This window comes from Paenactinomyces guangxiensis (assembly GCF_016055185.1).
Lineage (GTDB): Bacteria > Bacillota > Bacilli > Thermoactinomycetales > Thermoactinomycetaceae > Paenactinomyces > Paenactinomyces guangxiensis.
On record NZ_JAECVR010000016.1, the window covers coordinates 27,730 to 51,815 of the forward strand.

Genomic DNA, 24,086 nt, shown 5'->3' on the forward strand with positions numbered 1-24,086 from the left:
GTTTTATTTCATCCAAAATATTTCACTATTTGGTTTATCGCGTTTATGGAGAAAATGGTCTTTCCGTATTCTTTCAAAAAAGGTTCCGTCGTTGTGGAAGCTTCTCCGTACTCAGATAAGATGGCAATTAAAGTTTCCAGGTGATCTGTTTTCAGATCTTCACCAAACACCAGATAGTAACCATTTCGGTAAGCGTAAACCCGCCCACCTTGTTTTATGAAAGATGTCATGCGCATCGCGGCCTGAATCAGATCTTCCAAGTCGTTAAAACGGAAGATAATGTCGTCCGTTTCTTCCATAGTGACTTCCAACTCGTAGACATCTTCTTCTGGTTCAAGGTCATCATGCTCCACCTTTGGAACCCGACCACGGGTGACTACGACAACCATCCCTTGTGCAGGTAGCGCAAACACTTCGACCGCGACGGGTCCCACAACTTCAAATCCCAGTTCCTGATATGCATGTTCCATCATATCATTGAATAACTCATGAACTTTGGGGATATCACGCCACATATCATCCTTCTCAATCCCGCGATCAACCAGATCGTCTAAGGTTAAAAAGAAGCGGATTTTATCTCCCCCTAGACGCTCGACACGCATGGCTTACCCTCCCTCGCTGGAGACCTCCCATATCATTGTATGTGACGCAAGATATTTGCGTTACGTCGTACAGTCTCCATTTTTCTTTCTACCCTTATGATACATGAATAGGAGATGAAAGGAAATACAAAAAGATTGCTAACCGTTGTATGTAATTCAACAAAGTAACTCTTTACAGTTTTAAACCGTTGATGAAGGGAAATCAGCCGCTTTCTTTTGTTTTTTTCTCCATTTTCGGCTCTCTCTCATGGCCAACAGCAAAAAAACTATGGCTGCGTGAACCGTCAAAAAAATCATACAATAAGTAATCACCAGGACAAAAGCCCCGGCCCAAACGCCCAGAATGCGCTTTTTCTTTTCTTTCCAGGTGACCGGTATTTCACAGAGTAAAGAAACGATTTTTCTGATCCAGTGGGCAGAAACTGACATTGCGAGAAAAAGAAAACTGAGTGACAGCAGGTAATCAATATTGAGATATGCCCAAATCTGATGGTGAAACTGCAAAAAGTAGGTTTCCGGAAACCACAGAATCGCAGCAGACGCAAAAAGGAACGCCAAAAGGAGACCACCCCATGGTGAACTTTTCATCCTCTGCCCACCTTTCATCCATCAGTCAAATAGCGGAAGTACAATCCCAGCAAAAAATCAACCAGCCAGTGTGCGACAATCGCAGGAGCCAGTGTACCCGACCACTGAACGAGCCAGCCAAATACCAGGCTGATCACACCGACCATCAATACGAGCAGCCATTGGCGTAAATATCTGGTGTGTACAAGTACAAATAACAAACTGGCCCACCAGATCCCCAGCCAGTGTTGTACCACCCCGCGAAAAAACATCTCCTCAACCAGTGCAGCAATCAGCGATATGAAAAAAATATGAATAAAGGAACGATGTTTAAATAAGAGACGATTTATTCCCCCGTCATCAAACCACCGCTCAGGCACAATCCGGGCCAGAAGGAGATCAGCCGCTACAATAGCCAGACCCGTAATTCCTCCCCATATCCACATATGTATGTTACCCAGACCAAAGTATCCCCAGTTTAGGTTCCCCTGCCACCACAACAGCGGCAGAGCGATTACCAGGAGACCTAATTGGGTAAGATAAAAGCTGACTAATACCTGTTTTTCTGTAATAGATAGTGGGGGAGCCGTATCTTTCTTTGGTTCATTCATCGGTAACCTTCTCCTTTATATTCACAGCCGTCTTTGCTCCTTGCATTTCTATACATTTCGTTCTACAATGAGTTTTGGAAGTGGACTTAGCTCTCTAGGGATTAAACATGGGAGGAGATTTGGTACTAATGCGCACTTGGGTAGATAAAGACACCTGTATCGCCTGTGGAGCATGTGGAGCAACAGCTCCTGACGTTTATGACTATGATGAAGATGGAATCGCATATGTAATCCTTGATGATAATACCGGAACGGCCGATGTTCCGGAGGATTTATGGGACGACGTTCGCGATGCACAAGAAGGTTGCCCCACTGACTCCATTAAAGTGGAAGAGTAATCATATGTCAAAAAAAGCTGCTCAGCTCATTGGTCTGAGTAGCTTTTTTCGTGAAAGCAGCATCTAAAGAAGAATGGGTACCGGGCAAGAATTGATTCACTCACTCTGACTCCCGTTGATCCAAATACAGGCTGATCTCGGCGATCCCTCCGTCTACGTTGACAACATCCGTGAAACCATTGTGCAATAAATAGTTGGCAGCATGGAGGCTGCGGATCCCGTGAGCGCAAAGCAGATAGGTTTTTTTCTGTTGATCAATTTCGCTTAGCCGTTCAGGAAGCGTGTTTAAAGGGATCAGTTTGCTCCCGGATAAGTGATAAATCTCCCATTCTTCCGGTTCCCGGACATCAATCACCTGGACTTCAGCGGGGTCAAAGTCTCTGTTCTTGTACTTACAGGCAAACTCTTCAGCACAGATATGGTATTTTTTTTGGTTTTCAGCCAATGTTGTAACTCCTTCATTTTTTCTTTCAGTCTAACATATTCTACTTTTTATTTGCGCGGAGCGGAGAAACTGACTACAATGTGAATGTAGATGTTTCGGCCGAATAGTTTTTTGGCCGAACCGTCCCTTACATAGGATTGAAGGAGGAGCAAACATGTCCAAAGAGCTCATTGTTGATGCTTTTATCGAGATTCCGACAGGCAGTCAAAACAAATACGAATATGATAAGGAAAATGGTGCATTCCGCTTGGACCGTGTACTTTATTCCCCGATGCACTATCCAACCGAATACGGCTACCTGGAAGGAACCCTGGCTGAAGACGGAGATCCCCTGGATATTCTCGTTTTAACCACTTTCCCCACCTTCCCCGGTTGTGTGATCAGCAGTCGTGTGATTGGTGTACTCCTTATGTCTGATGACAAGGGAAAAGATGAAAAACTGCTGGCCGTCCCGGTTGACGACCCGCGTTTTAACGAAGTGAAATCCCTTGATGATGTCGCTCCACACATCCTGAAAGAAATTGAACACTTCTTTCAGGTGTACAAGGATCTTGAAAACAAAGAAACCAGGATCGAAGGCTGGAAAGATGCAGAGTTTGCCGAAAAGTTATATGATGAGTGCCTGACACGTTACCAGGAGAATAAGTGAATATCAGAGTGAAACCCTGCTCAATCGGCAGGGTTTTTATCTTTATCCGTTTGCTGTCCAACCCGGTTTCAGCATTCCTATTCTTTGCTTATGAGACCCAATTGCCGGGATAACTCATAATGCAGCGTCAGCGTATGATCATGAAACCGGACCAGAACTTTACGTCCCGGTGCTACTCCTTCGATTGAAGTAATCCGGATAACGGCCCCTTTGCCAAACCTATTATGAATCAAATGCATTCCCGGAGAAACTTCCTCTTTGGCAAAGCGCATCTGGGGCTGAGAGGTTAACGTTTTTTTGGGCGTTGACTTTCTTAACTCCGATATTTCATTCACGCTTTGAATCTGTTGACAGAATGAATCGACAGCTCCGCCGTACCCGATTTCCCGGGCAAAAGGGGAGATCCCCACTCGTTTTCCCTGCCTCTCTTTACTGATTGACAGGTAAAGTTCACTTTTCGCACGGGTAATTCCTACATAGAGCAATCTTCTTTCTTCCTCCCAGGCAGCTCTTTTTCGGCTTTCAGGCACTTGTAAGCTGCGCCTGTGAGGAAGCACCATCGCATGAAGGCCAATCAAAAAGACACGGTCAAATTCAAGCCCTTTTGCTTTATGTAATGTCATCAGCTTCACTTGAGGTGATTGCTCATTATTTTTCACCATTTGATTTACCTTTTCCGCGTGCATGAGCAATGCTTGTCCGTCTGAACAGTGTTCTGCCGCCAGAAGGAGTTCATCCACAGGCTCAGATACCAGGTCACGGTCATTCCCTGTCTCTTCCGCATACTTCTCAAGATACCGGCTATATCCAATCATCTCACAGATGTAGCGGACAGCCCGGACGGCACTAAATCGACGGATCGTTGGAACCATCTCTCGCAATTCGTTTAAATAGTGGATTTGATACGTTTCCAGACATGGCAACTCCGGCAGTACTTCCAATACCGTCCTCCCCGATTTACGGGCCAGAGCCCAGCCGGCTTCAACCCATCCCTCACCAAACAAATAGCGCTTTGGCTTGTTGATAATACGGATCAACGCGTCCAGGTCGTTTGGATTGAATGCCAATTGAATATAGGCGAGTATATCCTGCACCTGCCAGCGGCGATAGAAAGAAAGATCTCCTGTAGAAACGGAAAAGGGAATATCTTTCCGAACCAATGCGTCAATAAGCGCTCTTGCCTGGGTAGAAGTGCGGTACAAAACAGCTGTTTCCATCCCATCCCGGAGGCGGGCCAGGATCTGTTCCGCCTCCTGCTCCTCATTTTCCGGATCCATCCATTGGACAGGCAGCCCCCGTGTACCCGTTCCAGCCCGCGGTTTAGACTGACGCATCCGATTATGTTGTATCAGCTGATCCGCCAGACGGATAATCTCATCAGTCGAGCGGTAATTGACCGAGAGCACAATTTGCCTGAGCTCCGGGAAATCTTGTTTCAGCTGCAACATAAAAGAAGGATCACTTCCGCGAAAGCCGTAGATAGACTGGTCGTCGTCGCCCACTGCGAACAATCTGCGGTGCCTTTGCGTCAATTTTAGCAAAATGTGGTATTGAATGAAATTGATATCCTGAAATTCGTCTACCAGTAAATGCTGAAAACGCTCTTGCCATTCTGACAGAGTCCTTGAATGCTGGCACTTGTGGTAGAATGCTAACAGAATATCATCATAGTCCCATAATCCAGCCGCCCTTTTCTTCTCTTCGTATGCCATATAGAGATCCCGAAACAGGATATTTTTCTCCTTTTGTACCTTCATCCGGTCGGGGAGGATAATATTTCCCTTACAAAGGCTAATTTGATTAAGAAAAGTAGATACTGTCTCATCATCCACCGGCTGTCCCCTTTCCTCAAGGAACTGGCGCATCCACCGGGTTTGCTGCACTCCCGAAAGGAGAGGGTAAACCTGTTCTCCCGCATCCCTGAGCATCATTAAAAAAAGGGAGTGAAAGGTACCTATCGCCAATTTATGTACTTTGTCAGGCAAAATCTGAGCAAGGCGCTCTTTCATCTCTTTGGCGGCCGCCCGGGTAAACGTAACAACCATCAGCTGATGAGCCGGGGTTCCCCGGTTCAGCAAATAGAGAACCCGCCGGGTTAACACAGTCGTTTTGCCGCTGCCCGGTCCGGCAAAAACAACAGTAGGTTGTTCCGGGGCAGTTACCGCTCTTTGTTGATCTTCATTTAAACCGGCCAGCAACAGATGAACAGGAGAAATTTCCAGATGATCCCCCTCCCTCCAAAAGATCAATATCAATTGTCGCCAATCCTATGTTAACATAACCTCATTTCCTTCACGCAAGAGCAATTTCCGAACATTTTTCATGTTGACACATGAATCGTTCCATGTTAGAGTAATTAGCAAATTTTAAGTATAAAACGATGATGGAGCCAAACATCAGATGTTGAACTCACAGAGAGCCGATAGTTGCTGAGAATCGGCAGTTTGACCGATGTGGAGCACTCCGGAGTGACTGGCTGAAAGCTTTGGAAGCGAGTAGGCAAGTACGGTAGAGCCGTTATCCAGGGTCTGTAGATTTGGACCCGTCGAGGTTATTGGCGTGAGCCAGTAACGAATGAGGGTGGCACCACGAAACCTTTCGTCCCTCACCTGCCGGATGGCTGGTGTGTGGAGGAAAGGTTTTTTATTTGAGATGAGGAGGTATTTCACCATGTCTTTTGCTGAAAAATTTCATTTACGAATTCCCGGGCCAACTCCAATCCCTCCACGAATTCAACAAGCGATGGCACACCCGATGATCGGGCATCGCAGCGGTGAGGCCTCCCGGCTGATTACCGAGTGCAGCGAACGCCTCAAAAAAATCTTTGGCACTGAGCAACATCCGCTCCTGTTGAGCAGCAGTGGGACTTCAGCCTTAGAAGCCGCAGTTGTCAATACAGTCGCCCCCGGCGAGGAAGCGATTGTCGTTGTTACGGGAGCATTTGGAGACCGCTTTGCCAAAATCGTAGAAAAATACGGATACATTTGCCATCGGTTGGATATTCCCTGGGGACAGGCATGCGATCCGGAACTTTTAAAATCTTTCATCGAGGAACATCCCCACGCCAGGGCGGTCTTTTTTACCTATTGTGAAACATCTACCGGCGTGTTAAACCCTATCGGCGAACTGTCACGGGTTGTCCGTGAGCATTCCGATGCTCTGGTGATTGTTGACGCGGTCAGCTGCCTGGGAGCAGTGCCCAGCCGTATGGATGAATGGGGAATTGATCTTATGGTGACAGGTTCACAAAAAGCGCTTATGCTCCCCCCGGGGCTTGCTTTTGCCGCCGTAAGCGAACGCGCCTGGACAACGATTGAAAAGAACCCCGGGCCGCGATTTTATCTGGATTTGCCCGCATACCGCAAAAATCTTGAAAAAGGGACCACTCCCTTCACTCCGGCCGTCTCCTTGCTGTTCGGCTTGAAAGAAGCGTTGAACATGTTGGATGAGGAAGGGTTAGAAAATGTGATCAAACGGCATGAGCTCTTAAAAGAGATGACCCGTGCCGGTATCCGGGCCCTTGGGTTAGAACTGATGGCCCGGGATCAAGATGCTTCACCAACCGTTACATCCATTCATGGAGGAGCGGGTAAATGGGAATCAGAAGAGCTGCGCAAGGCCCTTCGCCAACTTCAGGTAGTTGTAGCGGGAGGCCAACAACACCTGAAAGGGAAGATCTTCCGCATCGGCCACATGGGTTATTGTGATGCTTTGGATATTTTTACAACCCTGTCGGCTCTGGAACTGGCACTTCATCAAACCGGGGTTCCCGTTGAACTGGGAGCCGGAGTAAAAGCGGCACAGGAGGTATATTTGACTCATGTATAAAGTTCTCATTACTGACCCACTCAGTGACCAGGGAATTGAAAAACTGTTGCAAGCTGAAGATGTAGAAGTTGTGAGAAAAACAGGGCTCACTCCTGATGAACTCCTCCTGGAGATCGAGTCTGCGGATGCGCTTATGGTTCGCAGCCAAACCCAGGTTACTTCGGAAGTGATCGAGAAAGCTCACCGGCTGAAAGTAATCGCCCGTGCCGGAGTCGGTGTTGATAATATCGACATCGCTGCAGCTACCAATAAGGGAATCATCGTAGTAAATGCACCTGATGGAAACACTATCTCCACGGCTGAACACACCTTTGCCATGTTAATCTCGCTATCACGCAACATTCCTCAGGCCTATTGCTCTGTGATTGCGGGAAAGTGGAGGAGAAAAGATTTTGTCGGGGTGGAATTGAATAAAAAGACGCTCAGCATTATCGGGCTGGGACGGATCGGTGCGGAACTGGCCAAACGGGCAAAGGCATTCCGCATGCAAGTGGTGGCCTATGACCCTTATTTGTCGGATGAGCGCGCCGAAAAACTGGGAGTAAGGAAAGCCTCGTTAGAGGAAGCCATCGCTGCGGGAGATTATATCTCCGTGCATACCCCGTTGACCAAGGAAACCCGCCATCTGATCCACCGGGAGACATTTTCACTGATGAAAGACGGGGTGCGCATCCTCAATTGTGCCCGCGGGGGGATCATCGACGAAGAGGCTCTGTATGAAGCCATCCAATCAGGAAAGGTAGCCGGAGCCGCCCTGGATGTTTTTGAAACGGAACCCCCGGGCAACCATCCTCTCTTCTCCCTGCCGCAAGTGATCGCTACTCCCCACTTGGGCGCTTCTACCATCGAAGCCCAGGAAAATGTAGCGATTGACGTTTCCGAAGAAGTGCTGCACATCTTGCGGGGAGAACCATTTAAAAATGCAGTTAATCTGCCTTCCATTCCGGCAGAATTACAACAAAAATTACAACCCTATCAAGTGTTGGCCGAAAAACTGGGACAATTTGTCGCACAAGCTGGCAAAGGGGCTCCGCAACAAATCACCGTTACTTATGCGGGAGAAATTGCGGAACTGGATGTGGCACCACTTACCCGTACAATCTTAAAAGGAACTCTTTCTCATCACCTGGCGGATGTCAATGATGTAAATGCTCCACACCTTGCCAAACAACGCGGGGTACGGGTGGTTGAGCAGAAAACATCCAGCAGTCACGGTTTTACACAACTGGTCAAAGTGGAAGTGCAAACCAGCCGGGAAACGCGCAGTGCCACCGGGACTTTGCTCAACGGGTTCGGTCCCCGCATTACCAAGATTGATGATTACCCTGTCGATGTAACTCCTGAAGGACACTTATTATTTATTCAACACCGGGATCAACCGGGCGCCATCGGACGGGTTGGAACCGTCCTGGGCAACCGGGGTGTGAATATCGCGACCATGCAGGTGGGGCGGCAAACCATTGGCGGACAGGCGATCATGATCCTGCGCATCGATAAATCTGTCGACCCGGATGTCATTGAAACATTAAAACAAATGGATGAAATTCAATCTGTGATCGAAATCGATTTATAAATTTATTAGCACAGATGAAAGCGGGCGTTGTCTGGTTCTCTTGCCGGGATACCCGGAGCAACAGTATAATATTGGCATGGAGTGCGAAAACACTTAAAACTAAACAATATGGCGATGTAATTCTCAATAGAGATAAGCAGGGGAAAGGAGCACCCCTGCTTACGTTTGCTTTTCACTATAGTAACCACAAGGAGGAGTCCTGATGCCCTCACTAGAAGGAAAAACAGCCATTGTTACCGGTGCCAGTAAAGGTCTGGGGCAGGCCATTGCCCGCCGCCTGGCAGCAGGCGGCGCCCGGGTTGTTGCCGGTGCCCGAAGTACGGACAAACTGGAAGCTCTGGCTCAGGAAGCACCCAATCAGATTATTCCGTTTACCTGTGATGTAACAAAAAGCGCCCAGGTCAAAGCGATGATTGAATTTACTGTTGAACAATGCGGTCGACTTGATCTGCTCATTAACAACGCCGGTCTCGCCCACTTCGCCCAGGTCCAGGATTTGACCGAAGAGGAATGGGATGAAATGATGGACGTAAATCTTAAGGGAGCTTTTCTTACTTGCAAATATGCCATTCCTTATCTGAAACAAACCGAAGGCCACATTGTAAACATCTCCAGCGTGGCCGGAACGGAAGCATTTGCAAATGGCTCCGGTTATTGTGCTTCCAAATTTGGCTTAATGGCCCTGTCCGATGCTTTAACCCTTGAGTTGAAACCTCATCATGTCAAAGTAACCACCCTTTGCCCCGGTTCCATCAAAACCGAGTTCCACAACCCTAAAGATTACGCCATGGAAGCAGAGCAGGTAGCGGAGACGGTCTGGACCTGTGTTTCAGCACCAAAAGGGGTTATCTACAACCAGATCATTATGAGACCGTTGGTGCCGAAGAAAGCTCAGAAATCATAGAATTGACTGTTTCCGGGGAAAAATGGGGCAATCCTACAGAAGACTTTTTTGATTCCTCATTACGAAACCCGCTTCCAACATTCGGGAGCGGGTTGTTCTTCACAGAATTGTGCGGCAACTCTTAAGCCCTATTGTCAGCGGTTAAGGGGGACAGTATCTTCTTTTTCAGCATCGACCGGTAAAAAATGTAGGCAAACACATGAAACAGACAGAAAGCGAAAATCCAGGCAGATGTCAGCTGTTTGCGATGGTAGGCCGAGATGATCGCCCAGATTGCAAACAGAACCCAGTAGACGAGGAAACTTCCAAACCCGACCGGGACAAGCGGGGCAATATATTTGCTTAAGTCCCTGTATGGATATTCTACGATCTCCACAATCCATAAATTATCAATTGGATTTCCATGCTTGTCTAACAGTTCACCTTTCCCGTTAAAGCCATGGATGGGATGATCCATCATCAAATGCCCCGCTCCGTTTGGGAAATCTTTCGCATTTTCAGGATATATGTACCGGGCTTCCTTCACCGGATGGGTATTTGCTTCAAAATCTTTGGTTTTAAAAATGGCTGCATGATGGATTCTCTTTTTATTTTCATTTACAAGTTGTTGCAGTTCCTTTTTTATCCGGGGCGTAATTGTGGATGTTTGCACTAATTCTTTATGGATGCGTTCCATTAACTGCCGGTCATTCATAGCTTGTTCTCTGATGTTTGTGTTGTAAGTGGATAAAATAAAATACGCCGCCGTTACAAGAAACCAGACCGTCACCGCCAGCATGGCAACTCGAAAAATCCATTTCGCAAACTTTTTTTGCACCTCAAATACCTCCTGGAGATCCTTGTTTAAATGGCGAGTATCACCAAACCGTCTGATTGCGATATAAACACTTTCCTCTTCTGATTTCCCTTCTGCCTTTAACTCTTCCACCGCTTCCAGCAAATGCCGCTTCATTTCTTCTTTTAATTCTGCAATCTCTGTTGAGTGATCCATTCCTTGATATACCGAGTCAATGTATGTATTAATCTGTTTCACTCCGGAGTCACTCCTTCAAAAAAGCATTTCATAATGGTACTGATCGTTTCCCACTCTTTTTTCTTGATACGGTATTGTTCCATACCAGGGGGAAGGATGCGATAATATTTTCTTCTTCCGCCTTCGCTTTCGTCATCGGTTCCCCAGTATGATTCAACAAATCCTTTTTTCTCCAGCCGCTTTAAAGCCACGTACATGGTCCCTTCCTTCAGCTCAAACAAATTGCGGCTGCGTTCGCGGACCCGTTTGGCCAGCTCATATCCATACGAATTCTTTTCACTTAAAAGAGCGAGAATAATAGTGTCAATATGCCCTTTTAAAAGCTCACGGTCCAGTTCCAATAAAAACCCTCCCTCTAAAAACATAATAATGCAAATTACTTAATATTGCAAGGTATTTGATGTTATTATATCCAAAAAAACAGCCTCCTTACAACCACAGGGGTTGAAATCGGCTGTTGGCTTATTTACAAATCTTTTCCCTCTTCTTTCACCCGGATCGGAAGCTGAATGATAAAAACCGTTCCCTCACCCAGGGAGCTTTTCACAGAAACTTCTCCGCCATGAGCTGAAACCAGGTGTTTGACAATTGACAGTCCTAACCCTGTCCCGCCCGACTGGCCTCTGGTCCGTGCTTTATCCGCTTTATAAAAGCGTTCAAAGACAAACGGCAGATCTTCCTCCGGGATTCCTGAACCGGTATCCTCTACTTCAAGAAAGATTCTCTCTTTCTCTTCATAGACGCGGACCCGCACAAAACCTTCAGGCGGAGTATGCCGGATCGCATTGTCGATTAAGTTCGTCAATACTTGCTCGATTTTATCTCCGTCCCAGCAGACATCAGGAAGACCGTCAGCGAGATCGGCCGATAACCTGATTTGTTGATCCCGTGCCAATGCTTGAAATTTTCTTATCACACGCTGAATAAACTCGTAAATCGACAGTTGACCGGGTTCCACCCGGATATGCCCGGCCTCCATTCTCGCCAGATCAAGCAATTCCCGCACCAATCTCCCCATCCGTTGCGACTCCTCATTGATCACCAGGGCAATTTCCCGCCGTTCTTCCGGCGTTTCCGCGATATCATCCATCAACGCCTCACTATATCCCTGCAACATCGCCAGCGGAGTCCGGAGCTCATGTGACACATTGGCCACAAAATCTTTGCGCATTTTATCAAGGCGGCGTTCTTCTGTTACGTCCCGCAAGACAGCCACCACACCCCGGACTTGATCGCCGGCATACAGCGGGGCCATAATCACTGCCCAGGTTCTTCCCTGTTCAGTGATATCCCCCATATGTTCTTGCTCATCTTCCACAACTTTGTTAAAAAAGTTTCGCAACGGTGGTGGAAGGGTGTTCATTTCTTTGTCTGAATCCTTCTCCCTCCACAATCCCAGAAAACGGTCTGCCGGGGGATTGGTAAGAATCACCTTGCCAAATTTATTCATGGTCAATACCCCGTCAGACATACTGCGCAGGATACTGAACAATTGTTCTTTTTCCTGGGACAATTGATGGATCGAATCTTCCAGTTGACCGGCCATACGGTTAAAAGTCATAGCCAGGTCCGCAATCTCATCCCGTTCATGGAAGCGGACGGGAACCCGGGTGGAAAATTGCCCGCGAGCCATTTTTTCCGCTGCCTTTTTCATCTGAATCAGCGGCCGGGTAATTCGGGTAGACAAAAAGAAGGCAAAAACAGTCGTTAACACAATCCCTATTAAGGCCGAGTAAAAAATCCAGCGTTTAATATCTGTTTCGCTCAACTGATCCTGCGTCTGATAAAGGATAAGAATTCCCTTGATATCCTCACCATTGAAATAAGGAACACCGACGACCAGGATATCATCTTTCAAAAAAGGGAGAGACAGGCCGGTCTGATCATCGAGACTCACCCGTTCCGTCTTTGGTTCCATTTTTTCCCCGCGCAGAATTTTGTCTAATTCCTGCTGGCTGAGAACATCCTTCCATGGAACATTTGATACAACAGGTGAACCGACATTGGTAAGCACTGACCCGTCCCGATCCAGAATTACCATGTAGGTGTTGAACATCTCGGAGATTTTGCTCATATCATGCAGATATTGCGTCTGGTCGGAGCCCAGGGCTTTAAGTGTCTTTTGGATTTCATCAGCTAACTGGCTTAAGCTTGCTTTTTGATCTTTCACATAGGTTTTTTCCACCTGTTCACTCAAAAACAAACTGAGCAAAATCAGGACCAAAGAGACGAGAATAATGATGGTCAGCCACAACTTGCCGACAACACTTCTTAAGATCACTCTTTCGGCACCTCAAGCTTATAACCGACTCCCCAAACAGTGGTAATCATCGCCGCCGCTTTGGCCGAGGCACGGTTTAACTTTTCGCGCAATCGTTTCACATGTGTATCTACAGTACGCAAATCACCGAAAAACTCGTAATTCCAAACATCCCGCAACAGGGTTTCCCGGGAAAATACCTTGTCCGGGGATTTGGCGAGATAATGCAGCAGTTCATATTCTTTAGGCGTCAGGGAAATGACTTTGCCGCCTGCTTTTACTTCATGGGCATCATGATCAATCGTCAGATCCGGGAAAACGATCACGTTGTGCGTTTCCATTTCAGTTGACAAAAAAGCAGTAGCAGAAGCCCTGCGCAGTACTGCTTTCACCCGATGGACAAGCTCCCGCGGGCTGAATGGCTTGACGACATAATCATCTGTACCTGCTTCAAAGCCTTCAACACGGTTTGTCTCTTCACCACGCGCTGTCAACATGATGATCGGAGTCGCCCTTTTCTTGCGAATCTCCACACACACGTCCAACCCGTCCATCCCGGGCAGCATCAAATCCAGCAAGATGAGGTCATAGTTTTTCTCAAACGCTTTTTCTAAAGCTTGTTCCCCATCTTCTGCTTCATCGATCACATAACCCTCACGTTCCAGATACATCCTTAACAGACGCCGGATACGGTCTTCATCATCAACCACTAAAATTGTATGTTGTTTTTCCATTGTTCTCACCTCTCGGGAACAATCGCTATTCTTCATTCTATCGCTTACGCATAGGAATGCAAGCCGGTAATGACCAGGTTAATCACAATCAGGTTAATCATGATAATGACAAACCCTCCCACCGCTAACCAGGAGGACTTTAACCCGTGCCAACCCCGGGAAAGGCGCAGATGGAGATAGGCACTATAGAATAACCAGGTGATGAAAGCCCACGTTTCCTTCGGGTCCCAGCCCCAGAAGCGTCCCCATGCTTCATGTGCCCAGATCATGGCGAAAATAAGGGCACCCAGGGTAAAGATGGGAAATCCAATGGCAATGGAACGATAGCTAATCTCATCCAGCAATTCCGGATTGATATTTTTAACAAGCGGATGAAAAGCTTCCGATAAGCGTTTGCGGGCAACCAAACGATAAATTCCATACAGGACCAATCCGGTTATAACGGACCAGATCACGGAATTAAACTTGCTGGCGGCTTTTTCACCTTTCATCCATGAAGGCACCTCAAATAAAGGTTGATCCATCCCAAGGAAGGAGTCCATCTCAATTGTCTGCCCCTCATGCGGACCGGCAATCGGAGGTAATTGGTATTCCTGGATCACAGGTTGCCCGTCAACCGGGTGTTGGAATTTCGCTTCATAACCAATTGAACTGAACATAAAACTGATCAGGCTAAACCCGACAAACATGAGGATCACCACAAAAGTCACCTCAAGCCAAAAGGCGCTTTTTCCTTTTTTATCTTTACCCACCCGCTGAACCAGGTAGATCAGGCCGGCTACAAAACCGACGGCAAAAGCGCCCTGCCCAAGGGCGGCCATTGTCACATGGATATACAGCCAGTGGCTCTGCAACGCCGGAATCAGCGGCTGCACTTCCCTGGGGTAGACAGAAGCATATCCCAGTAAAATGACGGCCAGCAACATGACAAACGCTCCCAGTGCCACAGAGCGGTACATAAAGAAAATAACAATAAATGCAAGTACAAGTGTAAAACAGAGGAAAGCTATAAACTCAAACATGTTACTGGTGGGAAAATGCCCGCCGATCATGATTCGGGTGATAATAAACATCACTTGAAAAACAGCACCTGTAATAGCCAATGTAATGGCGATATTTCCCCAGCGGCGCTCCCGTGCATCGCTTTTTTTCTCCTTATCTTTCGATATGCCGATCACAAAAGAGATCGCTGACAATAAATACAGGAAAAAAGTGGCATAAAGAAAATTTTCCATCAGTTGAGCCATACGACTTTCACCCCTACTCCTTCACTAGCTGCAACTTGAGTTCCGCCCGCCTGGAGGCCAGTTGCAACTCGCGGCGCAAGCTAAACCAGTTTTTATTTGTATGTGCACCAACAAATAAAACCCCATCCTTCCAGCGCACCCAAACACGCCGGTGCTGCCAGTAAAAACCCATAACAAGCCCGATCATAGAAATGATTCCGCCAAAGAAGATCACCGGTAAGCTTTTATCAACCCGTACCATCAACGCGGATGAGTTAACCGTATTTAAACCAGACAGGTCAATGTCATACTGATTTGTTTTGGGGTTTTCAAAATTCAATCCGGAGATCACCCAGGAGCGCTCCCCTTCTGATTGCCCTTTTTGTTTCACCTCAAAGATAAAGGCCGGTCTGTTCGGTGTTTGTGACTTGGTAACCGGACGATGATCCTCCAGAGCAAAATCGGGGTAATATTCCAATACACGAACTTCTAAATTGCCTCCGACCGGATACACATGGTCCGGCTTAATATTGTACAAGTCTACGGTAAACTTCCCCTGTTCCCGTTTCGTCTTTTTTTCCGTCACCTTTAAGGTGATTGAATCCACTTCCGGCTTAAGACCTGACTGGAACAAGGACAATCCCTGGTATTCCAGGGGATGGTTAACCAGAATGGATTGCTTGTGAACCGGTTTCAGTTTGCCTGTTTTTCCGTCTTTTTTGTATAATATCGCATCCGTCTGGTATTTCTTTACTACCTGGCCATTTTCCCCGGACTGTTGTGGGATCTCTTTTTGGTCATACATCTCAGCGAAGGCTCTTGCGTTTTTCACGTAGTACTCCGTTTCCGGTACGCGTTTCACTTCCCCCTCGCGAATCCACATGGATTCATCCAGATACCAGCCGGGAATATAGCGTAAAATAACCCCAAACAAAAAAATAATTAAACCGATGTGGTTAATATACGGCCCCCAGCGGCTGATCCGCCCTTTTTCTGCCAACAGGGCATCCCCGTCCCGGCGTACGTGATAAAACTTTTTTTGCAGAGCATGGGCCAATTGATCCAGCTTCTGATCTTTATGCTCCAATAATACTTCTTCCTGATGGGAGATTCTCTGCCGGGAGATAAAATCAGTATTCTTGATTACCTTTTGATTCTTCAGCGCCCGGTAGAGGGGAATTACCCGGTCAAGGCTGCAGATGACAAGTGAAACTCCAATCATGGCAAGCAGTAAAAAGAACCACCAGGACGAATACATATCAGATAAACCCAGTTTATAAAAAAGTTCTCCCCACACTCCGTACTCCTGCGAGTAAAAAACTTCAGGGGGACCATACCGGATAAACTGTTCTTGCGGAAAAATCGTTCCGATTCCGGCGGCAACCAGTGTAATCAGAATTAAAACAATCGCCACCTTCACGGAGGAAAAAAAGTTCCACACCCTGTCAAACAAAGTTGAGTCAAACGTTTGCGAACGACGCGCTTTTCCTTCATAACGCATTTCCTGCTCAATCGTTTGCTTATCTTTTATGGATTCATCAAGTGGTTTTCCACAGTACTCGCACAGAATGGTACCAACAGGGTTGTTGTGTCCACATTCACATTTTGTATTCTCAATCATGTTACGTAAACCCCCGTTTCAAACATCCCGCACAGAATGGATGTTTCCACTTTCATTATATCTTCTGTTGCAGCCCTTTCCGGCTGAGCAATTTGAAGATTATATGAAGATCATCCCCTGAGCAGTTGTTTGAGCCGGCTTATTTCAGCAGGGGTCAGCTCACGGTAATCTCCTCTCTTTAAACCGTTGAGAGTGAGAAAAGCGAGACGCGTACGGATCAAATGCCGCACAGGATATCCAATCGCCTCACACATTCGGCGCACTTGCCGGTTACGCCCCTCATGAATCGTCAGCTCGATTTTTGATCGGTTCTCTCCGGCTTGAATCAGGCGGACACGTGCTGGAGCGGTCCAGCCATCTTCCAATCGCACCCCTTTTTGCAATCGTTCCAGGCTGTCGCAGGTTGGTTTTCCTTTCACAGTGGCAAGATACACCTTGTCCACTTCATAACGGGGATGAGTTAAACGGTTGGCCAGCTCGCCGTCATTCGTAAGCAAAAGCAATCCTTCCGTATCATAATCCAATCTCCCTACCGGATAAACCCGTTCCGGGATCTTGCCAAAGTAATCTGCCACCACTTTCCGTCCCTGCGGATCTGACATACTTGTAATCACAAACATTGGTTTATAAAAAAGAAAAGTTCGTTTCCTTTCTGATTGAATTCGCTTTCCACGGACTTCAATCCGGTCTGCCTCCGGATCCACCTTGATGCCAAGCTCTGTTGTGATTTTACCGTTCACTTTCACTTGTCCGCTTTTGATCAGTTCTTCACATTGGCGCCTGGAGGCCACTCCTGCCCTGGCCATTACTTTCTGTAAACGCTCCATCATTTCCACCTCTATGTCATCTTATCCATTTGCGCCTCCTTTCACAAGTGATCAAATAAAAATAGGCCAGTTATTTCCCGGGCCTTAAGCCGAAAATACCATCGAGCAGATCAGCCACGCGGCAAGAAATCCTGCCAGATCTGCCCACAATCCCACTTTTAAAGCATAGAGAGAATTGCGAATGCCGACCGCTCCAAAATAAACGGTAATCACATATAAAGTGGTATCCGTGCTTCCCTGGATGGTGGAAGCCAATTTACCCAGGAATGAATCCGGGCCATAGTTACGCAAAATGCTTTCTACAAAGGCCAGAGATCCCGCACCGGAAATCGGCCTTAACATCCCAATCGGCAGAACTTCGCTGGGAATATGCAGCCAGGAAATGAGAGGTGTCAGAAATTGAAGATAAAACTGCAACGCTCCTGTGTCACGGAAAATTGCCACTGCCACCATCATACCTACCAAATGCGGAATAATGGAAATGGCTGTAGGAAATCCTTCCTTTGCCCCTTCAATAAAGCTCTCATAGATGGGAACCTTGCGAAAAATAGCATAAAGGGGGATAAATGCCAAAATTGCCGGCAACATCATTTTTGAGATAAATGAGATCACCTCATACATTCCTTTTCCCCCTTTCTTTCACCTCTTCTTGTTTCCCATCAACTGTTTTTAAATTGCCGTTTACGGTAATATCTGTCAAGCATCACTGCAATAATCGTAGCAACCAGTGTAGCCAGGATCGTGGGTCCGATGATTTCTGTCGGGTCGGCCGAATTGTGTTTTAAGCGAATCCCGATAATCGTGGTTGGAATCAGAGTCAGCCCGGAGGTGTTCAATGCAAGCAAGGTGCACATCGCCGGGGAGGCTGTTTTGGGATCAGGGTTTAATTTTTGCAGTTCTTCCATCGCTTTTAACCCCATCGGAGTTGCTGCATTCCCCAGCCCGAACAGATTGGCGCTCATATTGGACAGGATATAGCCCATCGCCGGATGGTCATACGGAACATTGGGAAAAAGGAACCTGGCAAACGGTTTTAACAACCGCGCCAACTTTTCCAGCAGACCCGCATCCTGGGCAATCCGCATCATTCCAAGCCAAAACACAAGAATACTGATCAGTCCCATACAAACAGCCACTGCGTCTTTGGCCCCGTTTAACGCCGCTGTGGTCACTAAATCCAGCCTTCCCTGAACCACGGCCGCGATTACTCCGCTGATGATCATAAACAACCAGATATAGTTAATCAATGTGGCCCCTCCTGTCCGATCACAACTGTGAGCACCTGCTTCCAACTGGATAAAACAGAAGGCTCATTCGCGTACCTGGTAATCAGGGGAATCGACCCAATCAATTCTTTATTGAGAAAGATCCGGGCAGTGCCCACCTGCATCCGCTCCCGCTGTGCCAATTTCAGAGGGTAACTGATAACCGGCTCCACGGTGATCTCCCTTTTTTCTTCTTCTGTCAGTGAATACTGGAAAGAGGACCCGGTCACAACTTGAAGGCGCTTGTGATCTTCATTTTCATATGCCGTTCTGGAAATCACCTGCCCCTTCTTTAGAACCGGCACCAGGTCATAGTGTTGAAATCCATATTCCAACATCATCATTGAATCTCTCCAGTCATCTCCATCATTTAAGGTAACTGTGATCAACTGTGTTCCCTCTTTGGACGCTGAAGAGACCAGGGTGCGTTTCGCTTTTTTGGTATACCCTGTTTTTACGCCGTCCGCCCACTGGTAAAACCGCAGCATCTTATTTTTGTTGTAAAACTTGCGATGCCACTTTTCCCCCGGCCAGGACACCACTTTTACTTCCGTTTTCACAATTTCCCGGAATATCGGATTTTTCATGGCATAAGCGGTCAGGATCGCCAGATCCCTTGCTGAAGAGTAATGATTTTTCGCATCAAGTCCATGCGGATTCACAAAATGGGTATGCTGCAAGCCGAGATATTCAGCTTTTTCATTCATCATATAAGCAAAGCCCTCTACCGATCCACCGATGTATTCCGCAATCGCCACCGCGGCGTCATTCCCGGAACGAAGCATCAGGCCATATAAAAGGGTACTGAGCGGAACCCGCTCACCTAACTTTAAATAAATAGACGAGCCTTCCACCCCGACGGCATTGGGTCCTACCGTTACCAGTTCATCCATCTTTCCGTTCTCGATCGCCACGATGGCAGTCATAATTTTTGTCAAACTGGCGATTAACATTTCTTTGTCTGCTTCTTTCTCATACAATACCCTGCCGGAAACAGCATCCATTAAGATTGCGGATTGTGCCCCTTCTGCCAGATCCGGGGGCAATGGTTCGGCACGGGCATCATTTAACCCGGCGGGAAAAAGAAGCACAAATATAAAACAAAAAATGATGATTCGAAATAGTCTCTTCAAAACCTCCACCCCACCCGTTCATTTCTAGGGTTTGTACCCAATATATGCAAGTAGGACGAGTTTATGAATTGCGAGCGGGAAGACACTCCCATTCAGGACGATGCAGTTCATGAAAAAACGACACTGCTTTCTATGAGCGGTGCCGTTTTTCACTTTGTCAATAACCCGGATATTGTGGCGGCGGGCAGTCATTGTTTTGCTGTTGATTTCCTTTTTTCTTGCGCCCCATATTCTGTAACCGCTCTAATAAGCCGGGAGCCAGATCGATCAAACGGTCGTAGAGATGGGTGGAGCCTTCCAGATTCAACAGGCGAATTCCTTTTTCTCCCACAACGATAAACCCTACCGGCGTAATGGAGACACCGCCTCCGCTTCCTCCGCCAAACGGAAATTGAGTTCCATTTTTATCCTTCTCTTGTTTGCGATCCTGGTCCGGACAATCTCTTGTTCTTTCTTCATGTTTCTGGTTTTTAAATTCACTACCACCGGCAGCAAAACCAAATCCAACTTTAGAAACAGGGATAATTACTTGCCCATCAGGTGTTTCAACAGGATCCCCGATAATGGTGTTAACATCCACCATCTCTTTGATATTTTCCATTGCTGTTTTCATCAAGCCCTGAATGGGGTGCTCTGCCACTTCCGTTCCCTCCCTTTGCGCAAATGAAGTAGTAAACGGGTGATGCCAAGGATAGCATGCCCGACCCGGAAGCGAATTATGCTATGTAGATGTGTTTCCAATACAGGTTGGGAAAAATGGGGTTCCACATACAACAGGGGGGATTGATCCCATCGGGTATAACCGCTCAACATACCCACGAGGGTAGTTTTTATGCCCCACACGATTCCGGTCAAGATCCCCGATTCTGCCGCATCTCCGGTTCCAATCGTGGTTACCCATACCAGCTTTTCACAGGTTACTTTACTCAGAAACCAACGCACCGTGCGCTGAAAATCTTCAATATGATCCAACACTTGTTGATACTGGCTCCTGAACCTGTCAACAGTCTTCTTCGTGATATCCGCCTCTTTTTCCCTGTGAACGCCGACAGATTCCGCTTCGCCCTCCAATTTGACTCCCTCATTTATCCCCCCCCACCCCAACCGGGGGATTTTCATGCGAAAGCGAATCAGCCCACCCCATGCGGAAATCGTCACTTCACCGCGATCATTCCCGTTTTCACGTTTAAAAATCATCTCAACCCGGACCGAGGTGATCCAGATGATCATAAACAGTCCGGTCAAAATCCCCATGACCATCAAAAATATTTTCAAGCCCACACCACCTGCCATTATTCAGTAGTGTAGGCAAGTAAGAACAATTGTATACGAAAAAAGATTCCCTTTTATCGAAAGGTGCAACAGCCAATTTGCTTAGTTTGCAACGAATACTCAAAGATTCAGATTCCCACTATTTAAACTTTATAAACTATAATATATAATAAATCTAAAAGATGACTTTATGAGGTGCAGAAATGCCAGATCTTATAAGAGATAAACGTTTACTGACCATCCTCACTGCCAACATCATTTCTGCCATCGGTACCGGAATCACCGGAATTGCGATTCCCTGGCTGATCATCAATCGTTCCGGGGGCGAGCAAATATACGGATATACCATATTAACGATTACGATTGCCTTATTTTTTCTGTCTCCGTATATCGGCATACTCATAGACCGCTACCCGCGAAAATCTTTTCTGCTGTTTTGCCAAGTCCTCGGTTTAACCTTTGTATTGCCGTTTGCAGCATGGGGCTACATATCCGGAAACTTTTCGACCTGGCAATTAATTGTAATGGAAATCGGGGCTTATCTTTACTACGCGACCCATCTGCCCACCCTGTTCGCCTTTAGTCAGGAAATTTTTGATCCATCCCAATACAAAACAGTGAACAGTACTATGGAGATCCAAAGCCAGTTCGCATCGATGTTCAGTGCCGGATTGTCCAGTATTCTCGTAAGCCGGATCGATTTTTCATTGATTCTTCTGATCGATGCAATCACCTATATCATCGGTTTTATATTATTTTTAAGCATTCCCTACCATCGTTTACAGACCGGCACCGAGGTGAGAAAAGCATCCATCTGGTCCAATATGAAAGAAGGATTTTCATATTTGAAAAAAACTCCTCTGCTTATCGTTTTCCTCGCCTCCTCACTGATGCCTTTTATCTGTGTGATGGTGGGCAATTACTTAGATCCGATCTATATCATTAAAACCCTTCATGCTGACGCAAGTGTGCTGGGAATTTCCAGCGCCGTGTATGCCATAGGGGCTGCTTTCGCCGGATTCACCATCATCTATATGATGAAAAAGCTGGGATCGTATCAGGTCGTGTGGATCTGCACCGCCGTATACACCATTGGCATCCTGATGATTGCCATGATACCCGCCGTTTCTTTATTCATTGTGCTTAAATTCACCCTCGGCTGGGGAAATGCGGGATCAAAAGTAGCCCGCAACACCCTGATGATGGAACTGATCCCCAATTCACTGATCGGGAGGGTAAACAGCTTCTTTAATGGTTTGGGTATGGCCGAACGGGTCATTTTGATCAGCTTTTTTACGCAATTGCGAAAATATGCAGGCCCCTCAACCGCTTACGCCATTTTCGGGGTTTTATTAATCTTTGCATTGATCGGAATCTTTTTCAGCAGACAGATCCTCTCCACATCTGCAAAAAACGTTTCCACCTTTAAAGAAGTTGATTAATGGAGTAACCCCAACTCCCTGCTATCCTGATGAGAAAACCTGCAAGCGGTTGGGGGTTGATCTTGCACAAACCTCTATCATTCCAGGCCAAGGACATTTTTTGTATTTTCGGTTTCCACAACAATGGGCATACTAAACTTGAGGTGTGGTTTATGAAACATCATGACTGTGACTTTTCCCCGCTGAAATTAAAACTAAAAGAACAGTTGACCGCTATCTCCGGAGAGATCACAAAATTTCTGGGGGCATTGGATAATGAAGGATACTGCCTGCTCAGTGAGTTTGCCGCGATCAGAGGTAAGTTTGCAAAAATGGAGTCCATCGCATCTTCATTTTATTTGTACTGCTATTTATCTCCTTTTACAGACAAATATGTGGAGATATCGGAAAGTGTCCAACATCTGTCAGATCGTAAACATGGTGCATTAATCGTGATTGAGAGACAAGATCCCCTGGGACCCTTATTAAATCAAGGAACCCCATTGAATGCAACTTTTACAAGCTCGCTGTTGGAATCAATCTTTTATCCCGGAAGCCCTTTGCATGATGGGGCGCTATTGCTTCGTGGGGACCTGATCGTTTCAGCGGCGCATATTCTCCCTCTCTCCATCAAGAAAATCGAAAGCGAACATAAGCTGGGAACCCGCCATCGAGCTGCTTTGGGATTGACCGAGCGCAGTGATGCCCTTGTTATTGTCGTATCTGAAGAAACAGGCAGGGCATCCTTCGCTCTTCATGGCAAACTATATCCGCTTAACGCCCGGGAGTTGTATTACTGAGTGGTACATGTTTCACCCTGTTTCAAGCACAATTTTCCCCCGTGCGTATGGGTTTCACTGAGGGCATGAGCATCCTGAACCCCTTTTGCTGTCAGGGGAAATGTATGTCCTATCATCGCCTTTAGCTTTTCTGTTCCAGCAAACGGGCCATCTCTCTTAGCTGTTGTCCGTTCGGAATTAACCAGACTAAACCTGATTTAATATTTTTTTGTGACGCTTTGTGGGTCTGGTTCCCCGACAATAGAGGCCAGCCTGCCGCCTTCTCTTAACTAGTAATAATTAAAATCTAAGGAGATGTATTTATATGAAAGTACTGATTGCAGGAGCAAATGGGTATACCGGAAGGAATATAGTGGAATTTATGAGCCAAAGAACCGGCCATGAAGCCTATGCCATGATCCGTCATTCAGATCAGGCTGAAAAGATGATGGAACTTGGTGCGGCAGGGATTATTGTAGCCGATCTGGAACAGGATCTCTCCGAAGCTGTACAGGGGATGGATGCCATCATCTTTGCTGCCGGATCCGGTTCCAAAACCGGCCCGGAGAAAACGATTTCCGTGGACCAGGAAGGAGCAAAAAGATTAGTTGACGCAGCAAAGGAAAACGGCATAAAACATTTTGTCATGCTCAGTTCAATTGGAGCCGACCGTCCCCATGGGAAAATCAAGCATTATCTTGAAGCAAAAGGAATAGCCGATGAACATCTGAAAAAAAGCGGACTTACATATACGATTGTACGCCCCGGCAGACTGACTCACGAACCCGGCAAAGGGCGAATCGAATTGGTTGACCATTTCGAAAAACCTCAAGGCCGTGACATTCCGCGTGCTGACGTTGCTCATGTGCTTGTGGCATCATTAGATATCGATAACGTCAAAAATAAGACATTTGAAATCTTGTCCGGAGATGAAAAAATTGAGGAAGCGATGAAAAGTTACTGAGACAGCAGGCCACGTAAGAAGAGAATGCAATCTG

General features: G+C 46.7%; 25 protein-coding genes and 1 other annotated feature. Of the genes, 8 read left to right on the plus strand and 17 right to left on the minus strand.

Annotated features, from left to right (window positions below):
* Window positions 1-8 precede the first annotated feature (8 nt).
* The 3 genes from I8U27_RS14425 to I8U27_RS14435 all read right to left on the minus strand — a co-directional run bounded on the left by I8U27_RS14425 (window position 9) and on the right by I8U27_RS14435 (window position 1,780).
* Window positions 9-602, minus strand: coding sequence for a genetic competence negative regulator (locus I8U27_RS14425; protein WP_181753286.1), 594 nt, complete (start codon window positions 600-602; stop codon window positions 9-11).
* A gap of 180 nt (window positions 603-782) precedes the next feature.
* Window positions 783-1,190 (minus strand): hypothetical protein, encoded by a 408-nt coding sequence (locus I8U27_RS14430; protein ID WP_181753288.1) that lies wholly within the window; start codon window positions 1,188-1,190, stop codon window positions 783-785.
* A 14-nt stretch (window positions 1,191-1,204) separates the two neighbouring features.
* Window positions 1,205-1,780 (minus strand): CPBP family intramembrane glutamic endopeptidase, encoded by a 576-nt coding sequence (locus I8U27_RS14435; RefSeq protein ID WP_181753290.1) that lies wholly within the window; start codon window positions 1,778-1,780, stop codon window positions 1,205-1,207.
* A 128-nt stretch (window positions 1,781-1,908) separates the two neighbouring features.
* Between I8U27_RS14435 and I8U27_RS14440 the strand changes: the two genes are divergently transcribed.
* Window positions 1,909-2,118 (plus strand): ferredoxin, encoded by a 210-nt coding sequence (locus I8U27_RS14440; protein ID WP_033101450.1) that lies wholly within the window; start codon window positions 1,909-1,911, stop codon window positions 2,116-2,118.
* 100 nt (window positions 2,119-2,218) lie between these two features.
* Here the strand turns inward: I8U27_RS14440 and I8U27_RS14445 are convergent, their stop codons facing one another.
* Entirely contained in the window at window positions 2,219-2,563 is a 345-nt protein-coding gene (locus tag I8U27_RS14445; RefSeq protein ID WP_198065885.1) for a rhodanese-like domain-containing protein, read from the minus strand.
* A gap of 154 nt (window positions 2,564-2,717) precedes the next feature.
* Between I8U27_RS14445 and I8U27_RS14450 the strand changes: the two genes are divergently transcribed.
* Window positions 2,718-3,212 (plus strand): inorganic diphosphatase, encoded by a 495-nt coding sequence (locus I8U27_RS14450; RefSeq protein WP_181753292.1) that lies wholly within the window; start codon window positions 2,718-2,720, stop codon window positions 3,210-3,212.
* 77 nt (window positions 3,213-3,289) lie between these two features.
* On the opposite strand, the gene I8U27_RS14455 is transcribed toward I8U27_RS14450, so the two are convergent.
* The gene (locus I8U27_RS14455; RefSeq protein WP_181753295.1) at window positions 3,290-5,467 is read right to left on the minus strand and encodes an ATP-dependent helicase; all 2,178 of its coding nucleotides are present in this window, start codon (window positions 5,465-5,467) and stop codon (window positions 3,290-3,292) included.
* A 116-nt stretch (window positions 5,468-5,583) separates the two neighbouring features.
* Window positions 5,584-5,821, plus strand: a binding site (T-box leader).
* Window positions 5,822-5,882: 61 nt separating this feature from the next.
* Here I8U27_RS14455 and I8U27_RS14460 point away from each other — a divergent pair.
* From I8U27_RS14460 to I8U27_RS14470, 3 genes are all read left to right on the plus strand, one after another.
* Window positions 5,883-7,040, plus strand: coding sequence for a pyridoxal-phosphate-dependent aminotransferase family protein (locus I8U27_RS14460; protein ID WP_181753297.1), 1,158 nt, complete (start codon window positions 5,883-5,885; stop codon window positions 7,038-7,040).
* Complete coding sequence (gene serA, locus I8U27_RS14465) at window positions 7,033-8,613, plus strand: phosphoglycerate dehydrogenase (protein ID WP_181753299.1); 1,581 nt, start codon at window positions 7,033-7,035, stop codon at window positions 8,611-8,613. The genes I8U27_RS14460 and serA overlap by 8 nt, the downstream gene beginning before the upstream one ends.
* A gap of 202 nt (window positions 8,614-8,815) precedes the next feature.
* Complete coding sequence (locus tag I8U27_RS14470) at window positions 8,816-9,517, plus strand: SDR family oxidoreductase (RefSeq protein ID WP_181753301.1); 702 nt, start codon at window positions 8,816-8,818, stop codon at window positions 9,515-9,517.
* A 121-nt stretch (window positions 9,518-9,638) separates the two neighbouring features.
* Here the strand turns inward: I8U27_RS14470 and I8U27_RS14475 are convergent, their stop codons facing one another.
* The 12 genes from I8U27_RS14475 to I8U27_RS14530 form a co-directional block, all read right to left on the minus strand.
* Window positions 9,639-10,550: a permease prefix domain 1-containing protein gene (locus I8U27_RS14475; protein ID WP_181753304.1), complete on the minus strand. Its 912-nt coding sequence runs from the start codon at window positions 10,548-10,550 to the stop codon at window positions 9,639-9,641.
* Window positions 10,547-10,891 (minus strand): PadR family transcriptional regulator, encoded by a 345-nt coding sequence (locus I8U27_RS14480; protein ID WP_181753306.1) that lies wholly within the window; start codon window positions 10,889-10,891, stop codon window positions 10,547-10,549. Before I8U27_RS14480 ends, I8U27_RS14475 begins: the two co-directional genes overlap by 4 nt.
* A gap of 125 nt (window positions 10,892-11,016) precedes the next feature.
* Window positions 11,017-12,831, minus strand: a complete 1,815-nt coding sequence (locus I8U27_RS14485) for an ATP-binding protein (RefSeq protein ID WP_181753308.1) — start codon at window positions 12,829-12,831, stop codon at window positions 11,017-11,019.
* On the minus strand, window positions 12,828-13,544 hold the full coding sequence (locus tag I8U27_RS14490) for a response regulator transcription factor (protein ID WP_181753310.1): 717 nt from the start codon (window positions 13,542-13,544) through the stop codon (window positions 12,828-12,830). Before I8U27_RS14490 ends, I8U27_RS14485 begins: the two co-directional genes overlap by 4 nt.
* A gap of 44 nt (window positions 13,545-13,588) precedes the next feature.
* On the minus strand, window positions 13,589-14,791 hold the full coding sequence (gene ccsB, locus I8U27_RS14495) for a c-type cytochrome biogenesis protein CcsB (protein WP_181753312.1): 1,203 nt from the start codon (window positions 14,789-14,791) through the stop codon (window positions 13,589-13,591).
* A gap of 13 nt (window positions 14,792-14,804) precedes the next feature.
* Window positions 14,805-16,391, minus strand: coding sequence for a cytochrome c biogenesis protein ResB (locus tag I8U27_RS14500; protein ID WP_181753314.1), 1,587 nt, complete (start codon window positions 16,389-16,391; stop codon window positions 14,805-14,807).
* Window positions 16,392-16,501: 110 nt separating this feature from the next.
* Window positions 16,502-17,218: a pseudouridine synthase gene (locus tag I8U27_RS14505; protein WP_181753316.1), complete on the minus strand. Its 717-nt coding sequence runs from the start codon at window positions 17,216-17,218 to the stop codon at window positions 16,502-16,504.
* Between the two features lie 84 nt (window positions 17,219-17,302).
* On the minus strand, window positions 17,303-17,839 hold the full coding sequence (locus I8U27_RS14510) for a spore maturation protein (RefSeq protein ID WP_181753318.1): 537 nt from the start codon (window positions 17,837-17,839) through the stop codon (window positions 17,303-17,305).
* 38 nt (window positions 17,840-17,877) lie between these two features.
* Window positions 17,878-18,465, minus strand: a complete 588-nt coding sequence (locus I8U27_RS14515) for a nucleoside recognition domain-containing protein (protein ID WP_181753320.1) — start codon at window positions 18,463-18,465, stop codon at window positions 17,878-17,880.
* The gene (locus I8U27_RS14520; RefSeq protein WP_181753322.1) at window positions 18,462-19,616 is read right to left on the minus strand and encodes a D-alanyl-D-alanine carboxypeptidase family protein; all 1,155 of its coding nucleotides are present in this window, start codon (window positions 19,614-19,616) and stop codon (window positions 18,462-18,464) included. Before I8U27_RS14520 ends, I8U27_RS14515 begins: the two co-directional genes overlap by 4 nt.
* Window positions 19,617-19,773: 157 nt before the next feature.
* Window positions 19,774-20,256, minus strand: coding sequence for a GerW family sporulation protein (gene ytfJ, locus I8U27_RS14525; RefSeq protein ID WP_181753324.1), 483 nt, complete (start codon window positions 20,254-20,256; stop codon window positions 19,774-19,776).
* Entirely contained in the window at window positions 20,229-20,891 is a 663-nt protein-coding gene (locus tag I8U27_RS14530) for a DUF2953 domain-containing protein (protein WP_181753326.1), read from the minus strand. The genes ytfJ and I8U27_RS14530 overlap by 28 nt, the downstream gene beginning before the upstream one ends.
* Window positions 20,892-21,091: 200 nt before the next feature.
* Between I8U27_RS14530 and I8U27_RS14535 the strand changes: the two genes are divergently transcribed.
* The 3 genes from I8U27_RS14535 to I8U27_RS14545 all read left to right on the plus strand — a co-directional run bounded on the left by I8U27_RS14535 (window position 21,092) and on the right by I8U27_RS14545 (window position 24,052).
* Complete coding sequence (locus I8U27_RS14535; protein ID WP_181753328.1) at window positions 21,092-22,330, plus strand: MFS transporter; 1,239 nt, start codon at window positions 21,092-21,094, stop codon at window positions 22,328-22,330.
* Between the two features lie 152 nt (window positions 22,331-22,482).
* Window positions 22,483-23,109 (plus strand): sporulation-specific diadenylate cyclase CdaS, encoded by a 627-nt coding sequence (cdaS, locus tag I8U27_RS14540; protein ID WP_181753330.1) that lies wholly within the window; start codon window positions 22,483-22,485, stop codon window positions 23,107-23,109.
* A 304-nt stretch (window positions 23,110-23,413) separates the two neighbouring features.
* The gene (locus I8U27_RS14545) at window positions 23,414-24,052 is read left to right on the plus strand and encodes an SDR family oxidoreductase (protein ID WP_181753332.1); all 639 of its coding nucleotides are present in this window, start codon (window positions 23,414-23,416) and stop codon (window positions 24,050-24,052) included.
* Window positions 24,053-24,086: the final 34 nt, after the last annotated feature.

Bases quoted from the DNA above. Each gene is read 5' to 3' on its own strand.
- I8U27_RS14425 (WP_181753286.1), bottom strand. From the start codon at position 602: ATGCGTGTCGAGCGTCTAGGGGGAGATAAAATCCGCTTCTTTTTAACC.
- I8U27_RS14430 (WP_181753288.1), bottom strand. From the start codon at position 1,190: ATGAAAAGTTCACCATGGGGTGGTCTCCTTTTGGCGTTCCTTTTTGCG.
- I8U27_RS14435 (WP_181753290.1), bottom strand. From the start codon at position 1,780: ATGAATGAACCAAAGAAAGATACGGCTCCCCCACTATCTATTACAGAA.
- I8U27_RS14440 (WP_033101450.1), top strand. From the start codon at position 1,909: ATGCGCACTTGGGTAGATAAAGACACCTGTATCGCCTGTGGAGCATGT.
- I8U27_RS14450 (WP_181753292.1), top strand. From the start codon at position 2,718: ATGTCCAAAGAGCTCATTGTTGATGCTTTTATCGAGATTCCGACAGGC.
- I8U27_RS14460 (WP_181753297.1), top strand. From the start codon at position 5,883: ATGTCTTTTGCTGAAAAATTTCATTTACGAATTCCCGGGCCAACTCCA.
- serA (WP_181753299.1), top strand. From the start codon at position 7,033: ATGTATAAAGTTCTCATTACTGACCCACTCAGTGACCAGGGAATTGAA.
- I8U27_RS14470 (WP_181753301.1), top strand. From the start codon at position 8,816: ATGCCCTCACTAGAAGGAAAAACAGCCATTGTTACCGGTGCCAGTAAA.
- I8U27_RS14490 (WP_181753310.1), bottom strand. From the start codon at position 13,544: ATGGAAAAACAACATACAATTTTAGTGGTTGATGATGAAGACCGTATC.
- ccsB (WP_181753312.1), bottom strand. From the start codon at position 14,791: ATGGCTCAACTGATGGAAAATTTTCTTTATGCCACTTTTTTCCTGTAT.
- I8U27_RS14500 (WP_181753314.1), bottom strand. From the start codon at position 16,391: ATGATTGAGAATACAAAATGTGAATGTGGACACAACAACCCTGTTGGT.
- I8U27_RS14505 (WP_181753316.1), bottom strand. From the start codon at position 17,218: ATGGAGCGTTTACAGAAAGTAATGGCCAGGGCAGGAGTGGCCTCCAGG.
- I8U27_RS14510 (WP_181753318.1), bottom strand. From the start codon at position 17,839: ATGTATGAGGTGATCTCATTTATCTCAAAAATGATGTTGCCGGCAATT.
- I8U27_RS14535 (WP_181753328.1), top strand. From the start codon at position 21,092: ATGCCAGATCTTATAAGAGATAAACGTTTACTGACCATCCTCACTGCC.
- cdaS (WP_181753330.1), top strand. From the start codon at position 22,483: ATGAAACATCATGACTGTGACTTTTCCCCGCTGAAATTAAAACTAAAA.
- I8U27_RS14545 (WP_181753332.1), top strand. From the start codon at position 23,414: ATGAAAGTACTGATTGCAGGAGCAAATGGGTATACCGGAAGGAATATA.